At 72.0% G+C, this 17800-nt stretch carries 18 protein-coding genes; 15 read left to right on the plus strand and 3 right to left on the minus strand.

The window, feature by feature from the left end:
- Positions 1 to 99 precede the first annotated feature (99 nt).
- The 3 genes from AB0M51_RS21580 (at position 100) to AB0M51_RS21590 (ending at position 2481) form a co-directional block, all read left to right on the plus strand.
- The gene (locus AB0M51_RS21580; RefSeq protein ID WP_344196150.1) at positions 100 to 696 is read left to right on the plus strand and encodes a hypothetical protein; all 597 of its coding nucleotides are present in this window, start codon (positions 100 to 102) and stop codon (positions 694 to 696) included.
- A gap of 106 nt (positions 697 to 802) precedes the next feature.
- Entirely contained in the window at positions 803 to 1642 is an 840-nt protein-coding gene (locus AB0M51_RS21585) for a universal stress protein (protein WP_344196148.1), read from the plus strand.
- On the plus strand, positions 1639 to 2481 hold the full coding sequence (locus AB0M51_RS21590; RefSeq protein ID WP_344196146.1) for a universal stress protein: 843 nt from the start codon (positions 1639 to 1641) through the stop codon (positions 2479 to 2481). Before AB0M51_RS21585 ends, AB0M51_RS21590 begins: the two co-directional genes overlap by 4 nt.
- 13 nt (positions 2482 to 2494) lie before the next feature.
- Here the strand turns inward: AB0M51_RS21590 and AB0M51_RS21595 are convergent, their stop codons facing one another.
- Complete coding sequence (locus AB0M51_RS21595; protein ID WP_344196144.1) at positions 2495 to 4237, minus strand: GAF domain-containing protein; 1743 nt, start codon at positions 4235 to 4237, stop codon at positions 2495 to 2497.
- A gap of 127 nt (positions 4238 to 4364) precedes the next feature.
- Here AB0M51_RS21595 and AB0M51_RS21600 point away from each other — a divergent pair, with 127 nt between their 5' ends.
- The 12 genes from AB0M51_RS21600 (at position 4365) to AB0M51_RS21655 (ending at position 15714) form a co-directional block, all read left to right on the plus strand.
- A complete protein-coding gene (locus tag AB0M51_RS21600; protein WP_344196142.1) occupies positions 4365 to 5177 on the plus strand; it encodes a universal stress protein in 813 nt (270 codons plus the stop codon).
- A gap of 84 nt (positions 5178 to 5261) precedes the next feature.
- On the plus strand, positions 5262 to 7826 hold the full coding sequence (locus AB0M51_RS21605) for a cation-transporting P-type ATPase (RefSeq protein WP_344196141.1): 2565 nt from the start codon (positions 5262 to 5264) through the stop codon (positions 7824 to 7826).
- The gene (locus AB0M51_RS21610) at positions 7823 to 8260 is read left to right on the plus strand and encodes a hypothetical protein (RefSeq protein WP_344196139.1); all 438 of its coding nucleotides are present in this window, start codon (positions 7823 to 7825) and stop codon (positions 8258 to 8260) included. The genes AB0M51_RS21605 and AB0M51_RS21610 overlap by 4 nt, the downstream gene beginning before the upstream one ends.
- On the plus strand, positions 8257 to 9192 hold the full coding sequence (locus AB0M51_RS21615) for a hypothetical protein (protein ID WP_344196137.1): 936 nt from the start codon (positions 8257 to 8259) through the stop codon (positions 9190 to 9192). Before AB0M51_RS21610 ends, AB0M51_RS21615 begins: the two co-directional genes overlap by 4 nt.
- Positions 9179 to 10513 carry a V-type ATPase 116kDa subunit family protein gene (locus tag AB0M51_RS21620; protein ID WP_344196135.1) on the plus strand — a complete coding sequence of 445 codons (1335 nt, stop codon included), beginning with the start codon at positions 9179 to 9181 and terminating at the stop codon, positions 10511 to 10513. The genes AB0M51_RS21615 and AB0M51_RS21620 overlap by 14 nt, the downstream gene beginning before the upstream one ends.
- The gene (locus AB0M51_RS21625) at positions 10510 to 10902 is read left to right on the plus strand and encodes an ATP synthase subunit C (protein WP_344196133.1); all 393 of its coding nucleotides are present in this window, start codon (positions 10510 to 10512) and stop codon (positions 10900 to 10902) included. The genes AB0M51_RS21620 and AB0M51_RS21625 overlap by 4 nt, the downstream gene beginning before the upstream one ends.
- A complete protein-coding gene (locus AB0M51_RS21630; protein ID WP_344196131.1) occupies positions 10902 to 11123 on the plus strand; it encodes a V-type ATP synthase subunit F in 222 nt (73 codons plus the stop codon). The genes AB0M51_RS21625 and AB0M51_RS21630 overlap by 1 nt, the downstream gene beginning before the upstream one ends.
- Complete coding sequence (locus AB0M51_RS21635) at positions 11120 to 11647, plus strand: V-type ATP synthase subunit E family protein (protein ID WP_344196129.1); 528 nt, start codon at positions 11120 to 11122, stop codon at positions 11645 to 11647. The genes AB0M51_RS21630 and AB0M51_RS21635 overlap by 4 nt, the downstream gene beginning before the upstream one ends.
- Positions 11635 to 13347, plus strand: coding sequence for a V-type ATP synthase subunit A (locus AB0M51_RS21640; protein WP_344196127.1), 1713 nt, complete (start codon positions 11635 to 11637; stop codon positions 13345 to 13347). The genes AB0M51_RS21635 and AB0M51_RS21640 overlap by 13 nt, the downstream gene beginning before the upstream one ends.
- The gene (locus AB0M51_RS21645) at positions 13344 to 14711 is read left to right on the plus strand and encodes a V-type ATP synthase subunit B (protein WP_344196125.1); all 1368 of its coding nucleotides are present in this window, start codon (positions 13344 to 13346) and stop codon (positions 14709 to 14711) included. The genes AB0M51_RS21640 and AB0M51_RS21645 overlap by 4 nt, the downstream gene beginning before the upstream one ends.
- Entirely contained in the window at positions 14708 to 15313 is a 606-nt protein-coding gene (locus AB0M51_RS21650; protein ID WP_344196123.1) for a V-type ATP synthase subunit D, read from the plus strand. Before AB0M51_RS21645 ends, AB0M51_RS21650 begins: the two co-directional genes overlap by 4 nt.
- On the plus strand, positions 15310 to 15714 hold the full coding sequence (locus AB0M51_RS21655; protein WP_344196121.1) for a universal stress protein: 405 nt from the start codon (positions 15310 to 15312) through the stop codon (positions 15712 to 15714). The genes AB0M51_RS21650 and AB0M51_RS21655 overlap by 4 nt, the downstream gene beginning before the upstream one ends.
- Here AB0M51_RS21655 and AB0M51_RS21660 read toward each other — a convergent pair.
- Complete coding sequence (locus tag AB0M51_RS21660) at positions 15677 to 16795, minus strand: site-2 protease family protein (RefSeq protein WP_344196119.1); 1119 nt, start codon at positions 16793 to 16795, stop codon at positions 15677 to 15679. The genes AB0M51_RS21655 and AB0M51_RS21660 overlap by 38 nt on opposite strands.
- Before the next feature lie 138 nt (positions 16796 to 16933).
- On the minus strand, positions 16934 to 17767 hold the full coding sequence (locus AB0M51_RS21665; RefSeq protein ID WP_344196117.1) for a hypothetical protein: 834 nt from the start codon (positions 17765 to 17767) through the stop codon (positions 16934 to 16936).
- Positions 17768 to 17800: the final 33 nt, after the last annotated feature.

Raw genomic sequence — 17800 nt, forward strand, 5'->3', positions numbered from 1 at the left:
GCCGAAGGTCCCCTCCCCGCCGGGTCCCCGGACTCGTCGCGGTAGCCCGGGACCTTTGGCACTGTGCAGGGACGGCGGGTTCGGGCTACAGCTTGGCGTATGACCGACTCTGCCCGGACCTCGCAACAGTCGGGCCCTCGAGATCCGTGGTTCCGGCAGCATCCGGTCACGGCGCTCGTGGTGGCCGCCGTCCTCTATGCGTCGGTGCTGATGCTCACTGTGTTCACCGGGAAGCCGGGCGACGACTACTTCCTGCTGTACGTCTTCCCGGTCGCGCTGATCGCGGTCACGTTCGGCCTGCGTGCCGGTGCGGCTGCCGGTGCGGCCGCCGTGGCGCTCATCGTCGTCTGGGTGGCCGCGCGCGACGTCTCGCTGACGACGAGTGGCTGGGCCGCGCGCGGTGCGTCGATGCTGGTGCTCGGCCTGGTGCTGGGCAGGGCGTCGGACCGGTTGCGCCGGGCCGAGGTGGAGCGCCGGCAGTTGGAGGCCGGGGCGCTGCTGCACCGCGAGGCGATCGAGATCAACGATTCGCTGGTGCAGGGTATGGCCGCCGCTCGATGGTCTCTGCAGGCCGGTCAACTCGAGGCAGGCCTCAAGATCCTCGACGAGACCCTGGGCCAGGCCCACGAGCTGGTCTCGGACCTCATCCGGCGAGCTGGAATGAGCGGCCGGTCAGAGCCGGTGGGCGAGCCGTAGAAGCAGGTCTCTGGACGGATCCGCGCGGGACCTTCGCCCCTGCTGACGCGGCCGGGGGTGGCCGACGCTGGCATTGACGGCGTACCGGCTGAAAGGAAGCGGAGCGATGCGCAAGCACATTCTCGTGGGAATCGACGAGACACCCGAGAGCCAGGTCGCCCTGCACTGGGCGGTCGGCGCGGCGCAGGGGCGCGGGCTTCCCGTCCGGGTGATCAGGGCCTTCCTGAACGAGCTCCAGCGGTGGCCGGGGACGGCGCTCGAGGGATACGTTCCGCCGGAGGTGCCGCGGAAGAAGTTCCAGCGGCAGCTCGACGAGGCGGTGGAGTACGCGCGGGACCGGCTCGGGTACGACGGTGCCTCCGGGTGGCTGGCCCAGGAGGATCCGGCGACCGCGATCCTGACCGAGGCGCCGGCCGCGGAGCTGGTCGTGCTGGGCAGCCGGTCACCGAACAAGCTGTCGGCCGCGTTCCTCGGATCGGTGGCGACGGCGGTCGCGGCGAAGGCGCCGTGCCCGGTCGTCGTCGTACGGCATCCACGTCGTACCGGATCGATCGTGGTGGGCGTGGACGGCTCCGAACTCTCGGAGGACGCCCTGGCGTTCGCGTTCGAGGAGGCGGAACGGACCGGGCAGCCCGTGAAGGCCGTCCACTGCTGGCAGCCTGCGGAGGAGGCCGGAGCGCCGGCCACCAGGCAGCTGCGGGAGGTGTGGCTCGCGGACAGCCTCGCGCCGTACGAGGAGAAGTACCCGGCCGTCAGAGCGCGGGCGTATGTGGTCGGCGATCGTCCGAGCGTGGTGCTTACCGACATGTCGGCGAGCGCGTCGCTGGTGGTCGTGGGGTCTCGCGGCCGCGGTGGCGTCGCCGGTCTGCTCCTCGGATCCGTCAGCCAGAGTCTGCTGCATCACGCGCAGTCGCCGGTCGCGATCGTTCGTGGAGGAGCAGGATGACTGCCTGGAACCGGCACGGGCCGGTGGTGGTCGAGGTCGATGCGACGCCGTGCGTCGTGGACTTCGCCTGTACGGAAGCCCAACGGATCGGCGCGGAGCTGGTGCTGGTCGCCCCGTACTCGCGGAGCGATCCGGAGCCGGCTGATGCCGCCGTACAGGCGGCCATGGATCGGGTGCGGCGGCGGGGTGCGCAGGCGACCGTGGTCACCGAGGAAGGTGCCCGGCTCCGGGTCCTTGCCGATGCGGCCCGAGGGGCCAGGATGCTGGTGGTCGGCCGGTCGCGCAGCCGCGGGCCGGACCGGCTGGTGCAGGCCCAGGGCAACCTGACGCTGGCGGCGCGGGCCGGATGCCCAGTGGTCGTCGTCCCGGCGTCGTGGCGGCCGTCGCTGGTCGAGCGGAAGGTCGCCGTCGGCGTCGACGGTACGGCGTTGTCCGCGGAGGCGCTGGAGTTCGGGTTCATGATCGCCGCCGGGCGGGACGCGGACCTGATCGTGGTGCATTCCGGCGGGCACCTAGGCGCCGAGACGGACCCGGAGTGCTCGTGGATCAACCGGGCGGAGTACGTGCTGTCGGAGTCGCTGGCGCCGTGGACGAGCCGGTTCCCGACGGTGAAGGTGACGCGCTTCCTGAGCAGCCGGCTGCCGGCGGCCGCATTGGTCCGGGAAAGCGGTGCCGTCGGCCTGGTCGTCGTCGGTGCGCACGCCGGCGCGGACGCGGCCGACCCGGTCGCGCGTCGCTCGGTCGCTGCGATGGACTGCCCGGTCGCGATCGTCCCGCACGACGGCGTGGGCCCGGTGGAAGGACGTCTCGCGCCGACCGTGCCAGGGCACGCGAGGTAGGACGGGCGGGGAGTCAGTCCGTCGGCGCGCGGAGCTCGACGATCGTGCCGTGCGGGACGTTGCCGGTGATCTCGACGGTGCCGCCGAGGGATTCGGCGCGCTCGGTCAGGTTGCGGAGTCCGCTGCGGCGGCTGGTGGCACCGATGCCGACGCCGTTGTCGGAGATCCGGGCGACGATCTGCCCGTCACCGACCACGACCTCGACCGTCACCTCGGTCGCCCGGGCGTGCCGGACGATGTTCGACAGCGACTCGCGGATCGCGGCCAGGATCTGCGGGCGTACGGCGGCCGTCACCATGGTGTCGATCGGTCCGGTACAGGTCAGCTGGGCCCGGAACCCGAGCGGCTCGGTGTACTCCGCGACGAGTGCCTGGACGTCGGCGCGCAGCGAGCTGGCTTCCGGGGGTCGCTGAAGTTCGAAGATCGCGGCGCGGAGGTCGTGGATGGTGGTGTCGATGTCCTCGACGGCCTGCGCGAGGCGCGGCTGATGCTCGGGCCGGACCAGCCGGTGCATGCCCTGCAGTTGCAGACCGGTGGCGAACAGCCGCTGGATGACCAGATCGTGCAGATCCCGGGCGATCCGGTCGCGGTCCCCGAGGACGGCGAGCAGGTCGCGGTCGCGCTGCGCCTGAGCGCGTTCGAGGGCGAGCGTCGCCTGGCCGGCGAACATCCGGACGAGGTCGGCACCGTCGGTCAGCCGGTCGCTCGTTCCTTGCAGCGATGCCATCGCGAGGAGACCCCCGGTGCCCGTCGTCCCGCTCGGCAGCGGCGCAATCGTCGTCCGGCCGAGCCCCTCGCCCTCGGGGAACTCGCCGACCCCTCCGGAGTCCTTCAGCAGCTCGGCCAGGTCCTCGACCACGACCTTCTGGTCGCCGGCCAGCGCCCGCCCCACGACCGGAAGATCCGCCGGGATCCGCCGGCCGACGAACCGCCGGAACTCTGCCGGTCCGTCGACCGCGCGCACGACCAGCTCGGTCTCTTCCGCGATCAGGATCGCGGCGACGTCCGTACCCGACACCTCGCGGGACCGCCGCGCGATCAGCTGCAGTACGTCGTCCGGGTCGAACTCGCCGAGCATCAGCTGGGTGATCTCCGCGGTGACCTCGTGCCAGCGGCGGCGCTGCTCGGTGTCGGCGTACAGCCGGGCGTTGTCGATCACCACGCCCGCCGCCGCGGCCAATGCCACGACCGTACGCTCGTCGTCCTCGGTGAAGTCGGCGCCGTCCGCCTTCTCGGTCAGGTACAGGTTGCCGTACACGTGGTCCCGGGTGCGGACCGGTACGCCGAGGAAGCTCTTCATCGGGGGGTGGTTCGCCGGGAAGCCGTAGGACTGCGGGTGCTCCGCGAGGTCGTGCAGCCGGATCGGCTCCGGGTGCTCGATCAGCAGGCCGAGAATGCCGTGGCCCTCGGGGTAGGGGCCGATCGCGGCGATCTGCTCGTCGGTCACGCCGCGCGTCAGGAACCTCATCAGCCGTCGTCCGTCCGGGGCGAGCACCCCCAGGGCGCCGTACTGCGCGTCCGCCAGTTCGCACGCCGCCGCGATGATCCGGTCCAGCGTGCTGGTGAGATCGAGATCCGCCCCGATTCCGACCACCGCGTCGAGGAGGGCGCGCAGCCGTTCCTGGTACGCCATGATGTCGTCGACCCGGTCGAGCAGCTCCCGCAAGAGGGCGTCAAGGCGTACACGGGACAGACTGCCGAACTCCAGCGCGCCCTCGTCCCAGCCCCCGGCGCCCGAGCGTGTGCCATCAGCCACCCATCACACAATACGGAAAGTCACAGCGGCTGGGAACCGAAGCACACCAAGGGCCGTTCGGCCCTACCGGGAGTCGCACTGCGGAACGCAGCATGACTGCTGTGTCCGAACAAGCAGAAGTAGATCCATGATCCACGTCGGAATCGACGACTCCTGGCGGGCGACGGGCGCCGTCGAGTGGGCTGTGCAGGAGGCGCGGCTACGCGGCGAATCACTGTATGTGGTGCATGTCATCGAAGACCAGGAGCAGCCCGGACCGGACGCGAACGCGATCGTCGAGGAGGCTGCGGAGTACCTGGCCGAGCGGCTGGAAGGCGTCGAGCACAGTGCGTCGATCCTGGTCGGGCCGCCGGCGGCGACGTTGGCCAGGTCGGCCGCGGACAGCCGGATGCTCGTGGTCGGGCGGCGCGGGGACGGGTTGCGGCAGTTGCTGATCGGGTCGATGTGCGAAGCGGTGGCGATCACCGCCACGGTGCCGGTGGTCGTCGTACCCGAGCGGTGGACTCCGGGCGACCATCTCGGTCCGGTCATCGTCGGGGTCGACGGTACGGACCGCGACTCGGCGGCGCTCGCCTTCGCGGCGGAGGCAGCGGCCGTGCGAAAGCAGCCGCTGAGGCTCGTGCACGTCTGGTACCAGCCGGCCATCTACAGCGGAGATCTGCCGAGCATCGGCGAGGAGTGGTGGCAGACGGCGAAGCATCGCCTGGAATGTCTCGCGGACGAGTTGCGCGTGGCGTACCCCGACCTCCCTGTGGAGACGGAGATCCGCAGCGGCCGCCCGGTGCCCGAGGTGGTGGCCGCAGCGACGGACGCCGACGCACAACTCCTGGTGATCGGCGGCCGGAACCGCCGCTGGCCGGCGAAGCTTCCGGGCTCCGTCACCCGCGGCCTGCTTGAACAGGGCGACCGCCCGCTCGCGGTGGTCCACGACCTGAACTGACTCCCGTCCGGCATGGTCCGTTGGGCCAGGAGGTCGGGACGTTAGGCCCTGCCGGGCGGAGGCCCCCGCCGGGAACCTCGGAGCATGGCCAGCGTTCAGTCAGCGAGCGTTCGCGGTCTCTCGGCGGCGGATGCGGTACGGCGACTTGCCGCCGAAGGCCCGAACGAACTCCCCGCACCCCGCCGGGCCGCGCCCTGGAAACTGCTCGCCGGGCAGATGACGCATCTGTTCGCGCTGATGCTGTGGGTGGCGGCGGTGCTGGCGTTCGCCGGTGGGCTCGCACCACTGGCCGTCGCGATCGTGGTGATCATCGTCCTGAACGGCGTCTTCGCGTTCGCGCAGGAGTACCGCGCGGACCGCGCCGCCGAGCGGTTGCGGGACCTGCTGCCGGCCAAGGTGCAGGTGATCCGGGACGGCCTCGTGAGCAGTGTCGACGCGACGCAGTTGGTCCGGGACGATCTCGTCCTGCTGTGCGCGGGCGATCGGGTGTCGGCCGACCTGCGCCTGGACACGGTGCACGCCCTCGCGGTGGACGAGTCGATGCTGACCGGTGAGTCGGTCCCGGTCCGCCCGGCCGCCGGCGATCAGGTGTACGCCGGGACGTTCGTGGTTCAGGGTGAGGCCGAGGCGATCGTGATCGCGGTGGCCGGAGGGACCCGGTTGGCGGGGATCCAGTCGCTGACCGAGAGCGCGCAGCGGCCGGCCAGTCCGTTGACCCTCGAGCTGCATCGGCTGATCCGGGTGATCGCGGCGATCGCGGTGGCGGTCGGCGTGTCGTTGACGGTGGTCTCGCTGCTGCTCGGCCTCCGCCTCACCGAGGCGTTCCTGTTCGGCGTCGGCGTGATGGTGGCCCTGGTTCCGGAGGGCCTGCTGCCGACGGTGACCTTGTCCCTGGCCCGTGGCGCCCAGCGGATGGCGCACGGCAACGCCCTGGTCCGACGGCTGGACGCGGTCGAGACGCTCGGCGCGACGACATACGTCTGCACCGACAAGACCGGAACGCTGACGATGAACCAGATGGAGGTCCAGGAGATCTGGACGCCGCGCGGGCCGGTCACGATGAACGGCCACGGCTACGATCCGCAGGGTAGCGCCGACGGCGAACCGGTGGCGATCGAGGCCGCGGCTCGGGCCGCGGCTGCGGCGATCGCCTGTATCAGGGGCCGGGCCGTGCGCTCCAAGGACCGGTGGGTCGCGGAGGGCGATCCGATGGAGGTCGCGCTCGACGTGCTCGCGCGGCGGCTCGGGGTGCCTGCGGTGGATCCGGACACGATCACGCACCGGGTGACGTTCACCAGCGAGACCCGGTACAGCGCGGTGGTTGCCGGAGGCAACACACTGGTGATCGGGGCGCCGGACGCGCTGCTCCAGTACTGCGATACCGACGGCGCGGCCGCTGCCGCGGTCGTGGATCTGGCGGGACGCGGCCGGCGGGTACTCGCGGTGGCAGCGGCCCCCGGAGTGCTCGTACACGACGGACTGCTGGAGCTGGCCCCGAACCGGCTGAACCTGCTCGGCGTGGTCGGGCTGGAGGATCCGCCGCGGACGGACGTGCACGCCGCGTTGACCACGTGTCGCGAGGCCGGTGTCCGGATCGCGGTGGTGACCGGGGATCACGCGGCGACCGCCGAGGTGATCGCCCGGGAGGTCGGCCTGCTCGGGCCTGGCGGACTGGTTGTCACAGGCAACGAGCTGCCCGCGGACGACGAGCATCTGGGCGAGCTGCTCGACCGCGACGACGGTGTGGTGGTCGCCCGGGTGACCCCGGCGGACAAGCTCCGGATCGCGCGGGCGTTGCGCGCCCGCGGCCATGTGGTCGCGATGACCGGCGACGGCGTCAACGACGCCCCGGCACTCCGGGAAGCGGATGTCGGCGTCGCGATGGGCGCCTCGGGCAGCGATGTCGCCCGCGCCACCGCCGACCTGGTCCTGCTCGACGACCACTTCGCCAGCATCGTGACCGCGATCCGGCTCGGCCGGGCCACGTTCTCCAACGTACGGCGTTTCCTCACCTACCACCTCGCCGACAACGTCGCCGAGCTCGCGCCGTTCGTGGCCTGGGCGCTCTCCGGCGGATCGATCCCGCTCGCGATCGGCGTCCTGCAGGTCCTCGCGCTGGACATCGGCACCGACGTACTGCCTGCCCTGGCCCTCGGCATCGAGCGTCCGGGGCCACGCGTCCTGGACGGCCCGGCGCGGCATCACCGGTTGGTCGATCGCGGCCTGCTGTTCAGAGCGTTCGGGCTGCTCGGGTTGACGGAGGCGGTGCTCGCGATGGTGGCGTTCCTGCTGATCCTGTCCGGGCACGGGTGGCACTTCGGTGCCCAGCCGTCCGGCGCCGCGCTTGCGGTTGCTTCTGGTACGGCGTTCGCGGTGATCGCGTTGACGCAGTACGCGAATGTGTTCGCGTGCCGCAGTGAGCGGAGCACCGTCTTCAAGGTCGGGTTCACGACCAACCGTCCGCTCTTGCTGGCGCTGTCGATCGAGGTCGTCCTGCTGATGATCTTCCTCGGCGTTCCACCGGTGGCGCACCTGCTGGGCGGCGGCTGGCCGTCGTACCAGGGCTGGCTGTACGCCGGCAGCGCCGCGATCGTGCTGCTCCTCGTCGACACCGCAGCCAAACTCCTCCGCGGAGGCGTCCGCCGATGAGCATGATGCTGGATCGGTTGCGGCGGCTCCGTCCCGTCGGTACGCCGGGTGGCGCCGGACCTGTCGGCGTACCCGAGGACAGCCGCGCCGGCGTACCGGCGGAGCTCGTCGCGGTCTTCGCGGCGCTCGACGCCACGATCGCGGAGTGCGAGGAGGTGCGCACCCGCTCCGGACAGCAGGCCGCGGACCTGATCGCCGCGGCCCGGACCGAGGCGGCCGGACTGGTGTCCGACGCCCGTACCCGTGCGACCGGTGAGCGAGCGGAGATCGCCGCCGCGCTCCAGGCCCGTGGTGACGCCGAGGTGGAGCGGACCCGGGCCGGGGCGCGAGCCGATGCGAGCGACGTACGGCAGGCGGGCCTGCAGCGGCTGGACATCCTGGTTGCGGCGGTGCTGGACCGGCTCCGCGCGGACATTCAGAGGACCGGCACGTGAGCCCCGGCTGGGTGGCGGCGACCGTCCGCGCGAAGGCGATGGCCCGCCGTCGCCTGGGAGCGGGCGCTGCGCATCGGCTCGCCTCGGCCCCGAGCCTTGCCGATGCGCTGGGCATGCTCGACGGCACGGCATATGCACGAGCCGCGATGCCAGGTGCTTCCGGGGCCACGCTGCCGGAGGCGGAGCAGTTGGTGGCGGCGGCTGAGCTGTGGCAGTTGCGCGTCCTCGCGGGTTGGCTGCCGAGGTCAGCCGTCGGCCTGGCCCGGGCCCTCGGGGCGCGCTACGAACTCCTGAACATCGAAGCGCACGCCCTGGCGCTGGGCGATCCGCGCCGACGGTCGACCTACCACGAACTGGGTAGTTTGGCGCTGTCCTGGCCGAGGATCGCGGCGACCACCTCGGTCGCGGAGTTGCGGGTGGCGCTCGCTGCCTCGCCGTGGGGCGATCCGGGCGACGAGTGGGCCGAGACACTGCATGACCTCCTGCTGATCCGCTGGCTGCGGATGCTCGCGGCCGAGGCACCGCGGGCCGGCGAGTGGGTGTCAGGGGCGGCGGTCCTCATCGCCGCGAAGCAGTTGCTGGTAGCCACGAGAGGTCCGGCCGAGAGCGTCGCGCGGGCACTCGCACCGCTGATCGGGTCGGACTGGGTGCGGACGCGTTCGGTTCCGGGTCTGCGAACGGCCGCGCCGTCCGCCGGGCGCTGGGTCTTGGACGGCATCGGCTCGCCCGCCGAGATCTGGCGAGCGGAGGCAGGGCTGGCCGCCCGGATCGAGTCGGACGGGTTCCGGCTGCTGCGGCAGGGAACGCCCGGTGTGGATCCCGTGCTGGGGGCCGTGGCGGTGCTGGCGGTCGACGGGCGGCGAGTGCGGGCCGCGCTCGCGGACGCGGCGTACGGCACAGGTCCGGGCGAGGTGCTCGATGTCCTGGCGTGATGCTGTCCGGCCGGTTCGGATGCAGCGGATCGCACTGGTGGTGCCGAGTGCCCAGCAGCGGGATTTGCTTGACCGGGTGAGTACGGCGGGAGTTGTCGAGCTGGATCCGCCACGGTCCGACGTCGAACTCGCGGTCGTCGCGGACCGTCGGCCGGAGTGGTCGGACCGCGAACTGGAGCTGCGCCGGCGGACCGCACAGGCGGTCCCGCACGGGCCCGTGGCCGCGCTGCTCGGATGGACACCCGCGGCGACGCTGGGTGAGCTGACCGACGAGTTGACGCCGGTCGGCGGTGCCGCCGTACCCTTGCCGTCGCCGCCCGGCGTCCAGCCGCCGACCCTGTTGCGGCAACGCGGCCGCGGGCAGTCGTTCGAGGTGCTCGTGCAGACCTACACGACGGTTCCGTACGCCGATGTCGATCCCGCGCTGCTAGCCGGTCTGGCCTACGTGGCGATGTTCGGGATGATGTTCGGCGACGTCGGCCACGGACTGTTGCTGCTGCTCGGTGCCGCGATCGTCCGGAGCCGTCGCTTCGCCCGGCTCGCGAAACTCGGGCCGGCCTGGCCTTTCCTCGCCGGCGCGGGCGCGGCGAGCGTCGTGTTCGGTGTGCTGTACGGCGACATGTTCGGCCCGACCGGCCTGGTACCGGTCGTGTGGCTCTCGCCGGTGGACAGCGCCGTCACCCTGCTGCTGACCGCGATCGGCGCCGGGGCGGTGCTGCTCGCCGGTGCGTACGCGCTGGGCATCGTCAACCGGTACCGCGAAGGCGGGTGGGGGTACGCGCTCTACGCGCGGACCGGCATCGCCGGGGCGTTGCTGTTCCTGGCCTTGGGCGGTGTTGCCGCAGGCATCTACTTCGACAGCGGCGGGTTGCTGATCGGGGCGGTCCTGCTCGGCATCGCGGGCGTGGTACTGACGTTCGTCGGACTGCTGGCCGCTTCGGACGGTGGCGGCGCCGGCGTACTGCAGGCGATCGTCGAGCTGTTCGACGTCGTGGTCCGGCTCGGATCGAACGTCGTCTCGTTTGCCCGGCTGGCGGCGTTCGGCCTGACCCATGCGGCGCTGGGGGCGATCGTCTGGAGCGGGACCGTCGCGTTGTGGAGCGGCGGTTCGGTGCCGGGTCGGCTGGGCGCCGTGCTGGTGCTGATCGTGGGGACGAGTGTCGCGTTCGCGCTGGAGGCGTTGGTGGCAGGGATCCAGGCGCTGCGGCTGGAGTACTACGAACTCTTCTCGCGGGTGTTCGAGACGGACGGGCGACCGTTCCGGCCTTGGCGCCTGCCCGCGGATGAACTGCCTGCGGACGAACTGGAGGTGACATCGTGAAGGAATTCCTGACCCGGCATCGGTGGGCGGCGCTCTTGCTGGCCATGGTGAATGTCGTGCTGCTCACCGGAGCGCTTGCGGTGCTGATCGTGATCGTCACGGCGGACCGGGGAGCTGCGGCTGCCCGGCCGGATGCCGCGGCGGCAGCGGTTCAGGTCGTGCAGGCGGCCGGGCAGGTGAACGGCTCGGCCCTGCTCGGCGCGGCGATCGCGATGGCCGGTTCGGCCGTCGGAGCCGGAGTGGCGGTCGCGTACACCGGCGCGGCCGCGCTGGCCGCGATGAGCGAGCGGCCGGAACTGTTCGGCCGCGCGATGGTGGTGGTCGGCCTGGCCGAGGGGATCGCGATCTACGGTCTGATCGTCGCGATCATCCTGGTGGGGAAGGCCTGATGACCCAGGTGGTGGTGCTCGGCGACCCGATCCGCACGGCCGGCTACGGGCTGGCGGGCGCCAGGTTGCTGATGGCAACCACAGCCGACGAGGTACGGCGGCAGTGGTCGGAGCTGTCCGCGGATGTGGGCGTCGTCCTGCTGACGGCCGCGGCGGCCGACGCACTCGGCCCGGAGCGCCTTGACGCAGCAGCCCCGCTGACGGTGGTGCTACCGGCATGAGGAATCAGTTGCCTGCTGCGGCCGACGCGGCGCTCGGCACGGTCCGGTCGGCGTTGCTGGCCGCGGCTCGCGCGGACGCTGCCGTCGTACTGCGGGATGCTGAGTCGCAGCGGGATGAGCTGCTCGAGCAGGCACGCCGTACTGCGGAACAGATCGTGGCGGATGCCCGTGCGGAGGGGGAGGCCGATGCGACCGCGAGCGTCGCGATTCGCTTGGCACAAAGTCGCCGGGAGGCCCGGCGATCGGCGCTGTCCGCACAGCGTGAGCTGTACGAGGAACTCTGCCACCGCTGCCGCGCGGCCGCCTCAGCGTTGGCCACGACGCCTGAGTACGAGGGGCTTCGACGACAGCTGATCGAGGAGGCTCGCCGGCAGCTCGGCCCCGAAACAGTGATCGCGGAGAGCCCGGCCGGCGGCATCGTGGCATCCGCAGGGGCGGAGCGGGTCGACCTGAGCCTGCCGACGCTGGCAGATCGTGCGTTGGACCGCTCGGCGCCGGAGGTGGCCGGCCTGTGGACGCCGTGAGGCACGCGGGGCGGGTTCGGCGGGTGAACGGGCCGCTCGTCGAGGTGACCGCCGTGCCGGACGTGGCGATGTACGAGGTGGTGGAGCTGGGCACATTGCGGATTCCGGCCGAGGTGGTCGCGATCGACGGGGAGACGGCCACGCTGCAGGCGTTCGAGTACACCGGCGGGCTGATGGCGGACGATGCGGTACGCCGCACCGGGCGACCGCTGGCCGCGCGGTTGGGGCCGGGGTTGCTGGGACGCGTCTTCGACGGCCTGCTACGTCCGTTGTCGTCGGCACCGACCTGGCTGTCTCCGCAGACCCTGGGCCCGGGTGAAGGAGCCCGATGGCACTTCGTGCCGAGCGCGGTAGTCGGCCGGCAGGTCGAGAACGGCGCTGTACTGGGCACCGTCGCCGATGCCGGGTCGATCGAGCATCGCGTACTGGTGCCGCCGGGGGTGAGCGGCGAGCTGCGGTTCCTGGCGGGTTCGGGCAAGGTGGCCGACGACGACGTCGTCGCCCGGGTGGGTGCGACCGAGATCGGGCTGTTCGAGCAGTGGCCGGTGCGGCGGCCACGGCCGTTCGCGGCGCGGGAGGAGACGTTCGTACCGCTGCAGACCGGGCAGCGGGTGCTGGATCTGCTGTTCCCGATCGGCGCCGGGTCGAGCACCGCCGTACCCGGTGGGTTCGGCACCGGGAAGACCGTACTGCTGCAGCAGCTCGCGAAGTGGTGCGACGCGGACGTGATCGTGTACGTCGGCTGCGGCGAGCGGGGCAACGAGATGGCCGACGTGCTGGGCGAACTGGCCGAGCTGACCGACCCGCGCACCGGCGGCCGGATGATCGACCGCACGGTGATCCTGGCGAACACGTCGAACATGCCGATGATGGCCCGCGAGGCCGGCGTCTTCACCGCGATCACGGTGGCGGAGTACTACCGCGACATGGGCTACCACGCGGTCGTGGTCGCCGACTCGACCTCGCGGTGGGCCGAGGCGCTGCGCGAGTTCGCCTCCCGGACCGGCGCGCTGCCCGCGGAGGAGGGATACCCGGCGGATCTGTCCTCGTCGCTCGCGGCGTTCTACGAACGCGCCGGCCGGGTCCGTACGTCCGGCGGCCGGACCGGAGCGGTCACCGTGGTCGGTGCGGTGTCGCCACCCGGCGGGGACCTGACCGAGCCGGTCACCACGGCCACCGAGCGGTTCGTCCGCGGGGTGTGGTGCCTGGACCGCGATCTCGCGTACGCGCGGCACTACCCGGCGGTCAGTTGGTCGACGTCGTACTCGCACGACGCCGATGCGGTCGCTGCTTGGCAAGCCGGCCACGGCAACGCCGGCTGGGCCGCACGCCGGGCCCGGGCGATGGACGTGCTCGCCGAGGCCGCGCGGCTCAGCGAGCTCGCCGAGATCGTGGGAACTCGCACCCTGCCCGGCCGGGAACGCATGACGATCCTGGGCGGGCGCCTGCTCCGCGACGCTGTACTCGCGCAGAGCGCCCTGAGCCCGGTGGACGCGACCTGCTCCGCGGAGCGCGGCGCAGCCCTACTGCAACTCGTGCTCGACGTCGTCGACCGCTGCATGACCCTGATCGACCGAGGCGTCGCAGCGACGGAGCTCGAAGAGTTCGACTTCGGCACGCTGGTGCGGGCCCGCGAGGAAGCCCCGGACCTCTCCGCGTGCCGCATCGCGCTGATGGCCGCGCTCGAGGCGTTGCCATGACAGACATCGAGTACGGCGACGTGCGGTCGCTGGAGGGATCGCTCCTGGTGGTACGAGGGGTTCGTGGCGTCGGCTGGGACGAGTCCGCCGTGATCAGGGTCGACGACGGGAGCGAACGTCATGGCGTGGTGCTCGAGGTGGCTGACGACCTCGCCGTCGTGCAGGTGCTGGAAGGCACCGTCGGGATGCGGCGCGGGGGAGTCGGGGTGCGGTTCAGCGGGAGCCCGTTCCGGATCCCGCTCGGCGGCTGGCTCGGCCGGACGTGCGACGGGCGGGGCGAGCCGCTCGACGGTGGCCCTCCGGTCGTCGGTGCGACGACGGCCGCGGTCAACGGCTGGCCGCTCAACCCGGTCGAACGGGATTCGCCGCGCGAGCCGGTGCTGACCGGGGTCTCCGGGATCGACGCCCTGACCACCGTCGTCCGGGGGCAGAAGCTGCCGATCTTCTCCGTCCCGGGGCTGCCGCACCTCGAGCTGGCCACCCAGATCGCGGCACAGGCGTCGGCGGGCGGTGACCCGTTCGTCGTGGTGTTCGCGGCGATGGGGCTACCGCATGCGGACATCGACTTCGTCCGGACGGCGCTGGAACCGCGGGCCGCCGCGGGGGAGCTGGTGATGGTGCTGAACCGCGCCGACGACCCGGTGATCGAACGGTTGCTGGCGCCGCGGGTCGCGTTGACGATCGCCGAGCATCTCGCGTTCACCGGTGGCAGCCACGTGCTGGTGGTGATGTCGGACATGACCAGCTACTGCGAGGCTGTTCGCGAGGTCGCGGCGGCACGGCAGGAGATCCCGGCACGGCGGGCGTATCCGGGGTACCTGTACAGCGACCTGGCATCGCTCTACGAACGGTGCGGACGGATCCGCGGGCGCCCGGGATCCGTGACGATCATGCCGGTCCTCACGATGCCCGCGGGTGACATCACCCACCCGGTGCCCGACCTCACCGGGTACATCACCGAGGGCCAGATAGTGCTGGCCCAGGACCTGAACGCGCGCGGTCTGTACCCGCCGCTCGACGTCCTCGGATCGCTGTCCCGGCTGATGCGGCACGGCGCCGGCCCGGGGCGTACCCGGGACGATCACCTCGAGGTCGCGGCGCAGGCCGTGGCGGCGCTGGCCCGGGCGCGGCAGGCGGCCGAGCTGGCCGACCTGATCGGTGCCGGCGCGCTGAGCGACACCGATCGCGGCTATCTCGCGTACGCGACCGCGGTCGAGGACGCACTGCTGCGCCAGCGCTCGGACGAGGCCCGCGGGTTCGACGAGACGCTCGACCGTGTGTGGCAGGCGCTGTCGGTGCTGCCCGCACGGGAGCTGACGATGGTGTCGAAGGCCCTGCTGGACGAGCATCTGGGGCGGAGATGACCCGCGGGCCGGCCACCGGCCGGGCAGGACGGCTGGCGCTCACCGCCCGGCTCGCCACCGCGCGGCGGGCCGTGCAACTGCTCGATCGCAAGCAGCGGGCGCTCGCGGTCGAGTGCGAGCGGCTCGAGCTGATCGCGGGACGTGCCGCCGAGGACTTCGGCCGCAAGGCACGGACGGCGACGGAGTGGCTGCGCCGGAGTGCTGCCCTGGACGGTGAGCGGACCCTGCTGAACTCGATGCCGGAAGCAACCGTTGAGGTGCGGATCGGGTACGAGGTGACGATGGGCGTGCGGCACCCGACCAGCGCCGTGGTCGCGTTCGGCCCGGAGCAGTCGGTGGCCGGCAGCTCCGCACTGGTCCACGCGTTGCGGGCGCACCGTACGGCGCTCACCGCGGCAGTGCAGCTCGCCGCAGCCCGGCGTTCCGTCGTACTGGTGTCGGAGGAACTTGCGCTGACCCGGCAGCAGCAGCGCGCGCTCGAGCTGCGCTGGATCCCGAAGCTCGAGCAGCAGCTGACCGTCCTGGTCCAGCGCCTCGACGAATCCGAACGTGAGGAGAACGTCAGGCTGCGCTGGGCAGCCGGGCGCGGGGAGGAATCATGAAGCAGATCCTGGTGGTTCTGGACGACTCGGCCGCGGCACTCCGGGCCGCGCAGCTGGCGATCGACCTGGCGGCGGCGCTCGGTTCCGGTCTGACCCTCGTCACAGTGGTCGAGGACCACGTGCTCGACGCACGGTTGCGGGCGGCCGCGATCCCGGAGGCCGCCGAGCGACGTCTCCAGGGGGCGACGACGATGCTGTCCCGGATGACCGCGCGTGCCGTGCTGCACGGCCTCCGGACGCATCAGCAGATCCTCAGCGGTCCCGGAGTCGAGCGGGTCCTGGCGGCCGCCGCCGAGTGCGCCGCCGACCTGATCGTCATCGGCCAGGACCCGTCGCCGGTGAACGTCCCGCACCTGCTGGAGTTCACCGACCGCCCGGTCCTGGTCGTACCAGGCGATTGAGATCGTGCCGGCGGACCACGCCCAGCAACTGATGGTCGGGCTGGACGACCAGTGCGAGCTCGCTGGCGCCCATCCGGACGGCGAGGTCGGCGAGGAGGTCGTTCGGACGTCCGACCGGTACGCCGGTCAGCGGCCGTCGTACGTCGCGGACCCGCGTCGACGGCCACCAGCTCCGGGGGAGTCGCACCAGGTCGTGCAGCAGGACTGTGCCGGCGGCGCGGCCGTCGATGTCGAGCACCGGGTAGGCGACCTCAGGAGTTCCGGGCAGGATGCCGGCGAGGAAGTCGTCGACCGTGGTGGTGTCGAAGGCGAGGACCTGGGGCGGGCACATCACGTCGTCGACGTGCCTGTCCCCGAGCGCGATCCGCATCCGGGCGGTGCGTGCGTCCCGCCTGGCCGCCGTACCGATCGCGACCCCGGTCAGGATCAGCCAGAGCCCGGCGAATCGGCCGTTGACGCAGAGTCCGGCCCCGAGCGCAGTGACGAGTACGCCGAGGGCGCTGCCGGCGCGAGCCACCTCGAGGGCTGCGCGCAGCGGGTCACCGTGTCGCGACCGCAGGGCTGCGTGGAGAAGCTGGCCGCCGTCCAGCGGATCGCCCGGGAGCAGGTTGACGACGGCGATGAACACGTTGATCGCTCCCAGCCACCACAGGGCACCGACGATCAGCGGCGGGCCCCCGGCGACACTCAGCACCGCGGACCCGCCACCGGCCAGCACGCCGAGCCCGGCGCCGGCCAGCGGACCGGCGATCGCGCTCCGGAACGCCGTACGGACGGACACCGGCTCGCTGCTCAGCACCCTCGCCCCTCCCAGCATCCACAGGGTGATGCGTTCCACGGGCACCCCTACCCGCAGCGCAACCCTGCAATGCGCGAGCTCGTGCAAGAACAGCGAGCCGGCGACCAGCACCCCGCATACGCCCCCTGTCACCCAGTACGCGGTGGCGCCGTACCCGGATGCGCGCCCGGGCAGGCCGACTGTGGCGAGCCCGCCGGCGACCAGCAGGACGACTACGAGCAGCGACCAGTTCGCACCGACCTCGATACCGAAGCCCCGGCCGAACCGAATCGTCTGCCTCATCTGCCCTCCAGCCGCCGCCCGTCGGGCGAACCACGGTCGTACCGGAGGCAACGCTTCCGTGCGGCACCGGCGATGTGAAGGACCCAAAGTCCTGACCTTGCCGGGACCTTGGGTCCTTTCCTGCGGGGCGTCCGGGGATCAGCAGGCAGACAGGGCGGTTTGCCAGTCGCCGTTCGACGTGAGGTGTGCGGTGAACCAGACGCCGCCGATCGTTCCGTCGCGATGAGGTTCGGCTTCCTCGTGGTGCCAGGTGATCGGGGGAAGTTCGGTGAGTACGGCGCCGCCGCGGCTTTCGCAGCCGCCGTTGAGGCCGTCGACGTACTGGACGAGCAGCAGCACCTCGGCGGTCTGCCGCGAGCTCTTGGGTACGGCGCCGATCTCGGGGGACTCGCTCGCCAGCGACCTGGCTGCGGCGAGGTCGCGAGCGAAGCGGGCGGCCGCCGGGTGGCCGTTTCCGAGCTCGCGCAGGAGCTCCGCGGAGGTCCGCGGCTCGGTCGATCCGGCGAACGCGAACGATCCCATCGAGTCGCGACGGGAGGCGAGGTCGCTGTAGGTCAGGATCACCGCGGTGCGGAGATCGGCCGGCAGGCCGGCCGGGATCGTCCGCGCGACCGGACGGAGGTCCGCGGCGCTCACAAGGTGAGCGATCCTCGGGGTGACGGCGGCCCACGGTGGGCCTGCCGCGTTGATCGCGGACGCCGCGGTGCTCAGTTGCCGGTCGAGAGCGCCGGCAGCTGCGAAGAACGCGGCGAGGGCATCGGCGGCGCTGTGGGTTCGCGTCGGCGTTTGTGTGGGGGACAGCGGGGTGCGCGTACCGGGCGACAGCGACGTCGTTCCCGGCGTCGCCGTGACGGTGGTCGTCGGTACGGCAGGTGCCGCCGGGCCGCCGGTGTTCGAGCGGCGGGTGATGATCGCGGTCGCGGCGACGGCCAGTGCCAGGGTGGCGACGACCGAGACGACGACAAGCGCCACCCGGCTGCGACGATTGGCTGGTCCTGGAGACGA

The sequence above is a fragment of the Kribbella sp. NPDC051137 genome (genome assembly GCF_040682535.1).
Taxonomy (GTDB): Bacteria; Actinomycetota; Actinomycetes; order Propionibacteriales; family Kribbellaceae; genus Kribbella; species Kribbella karoonensis.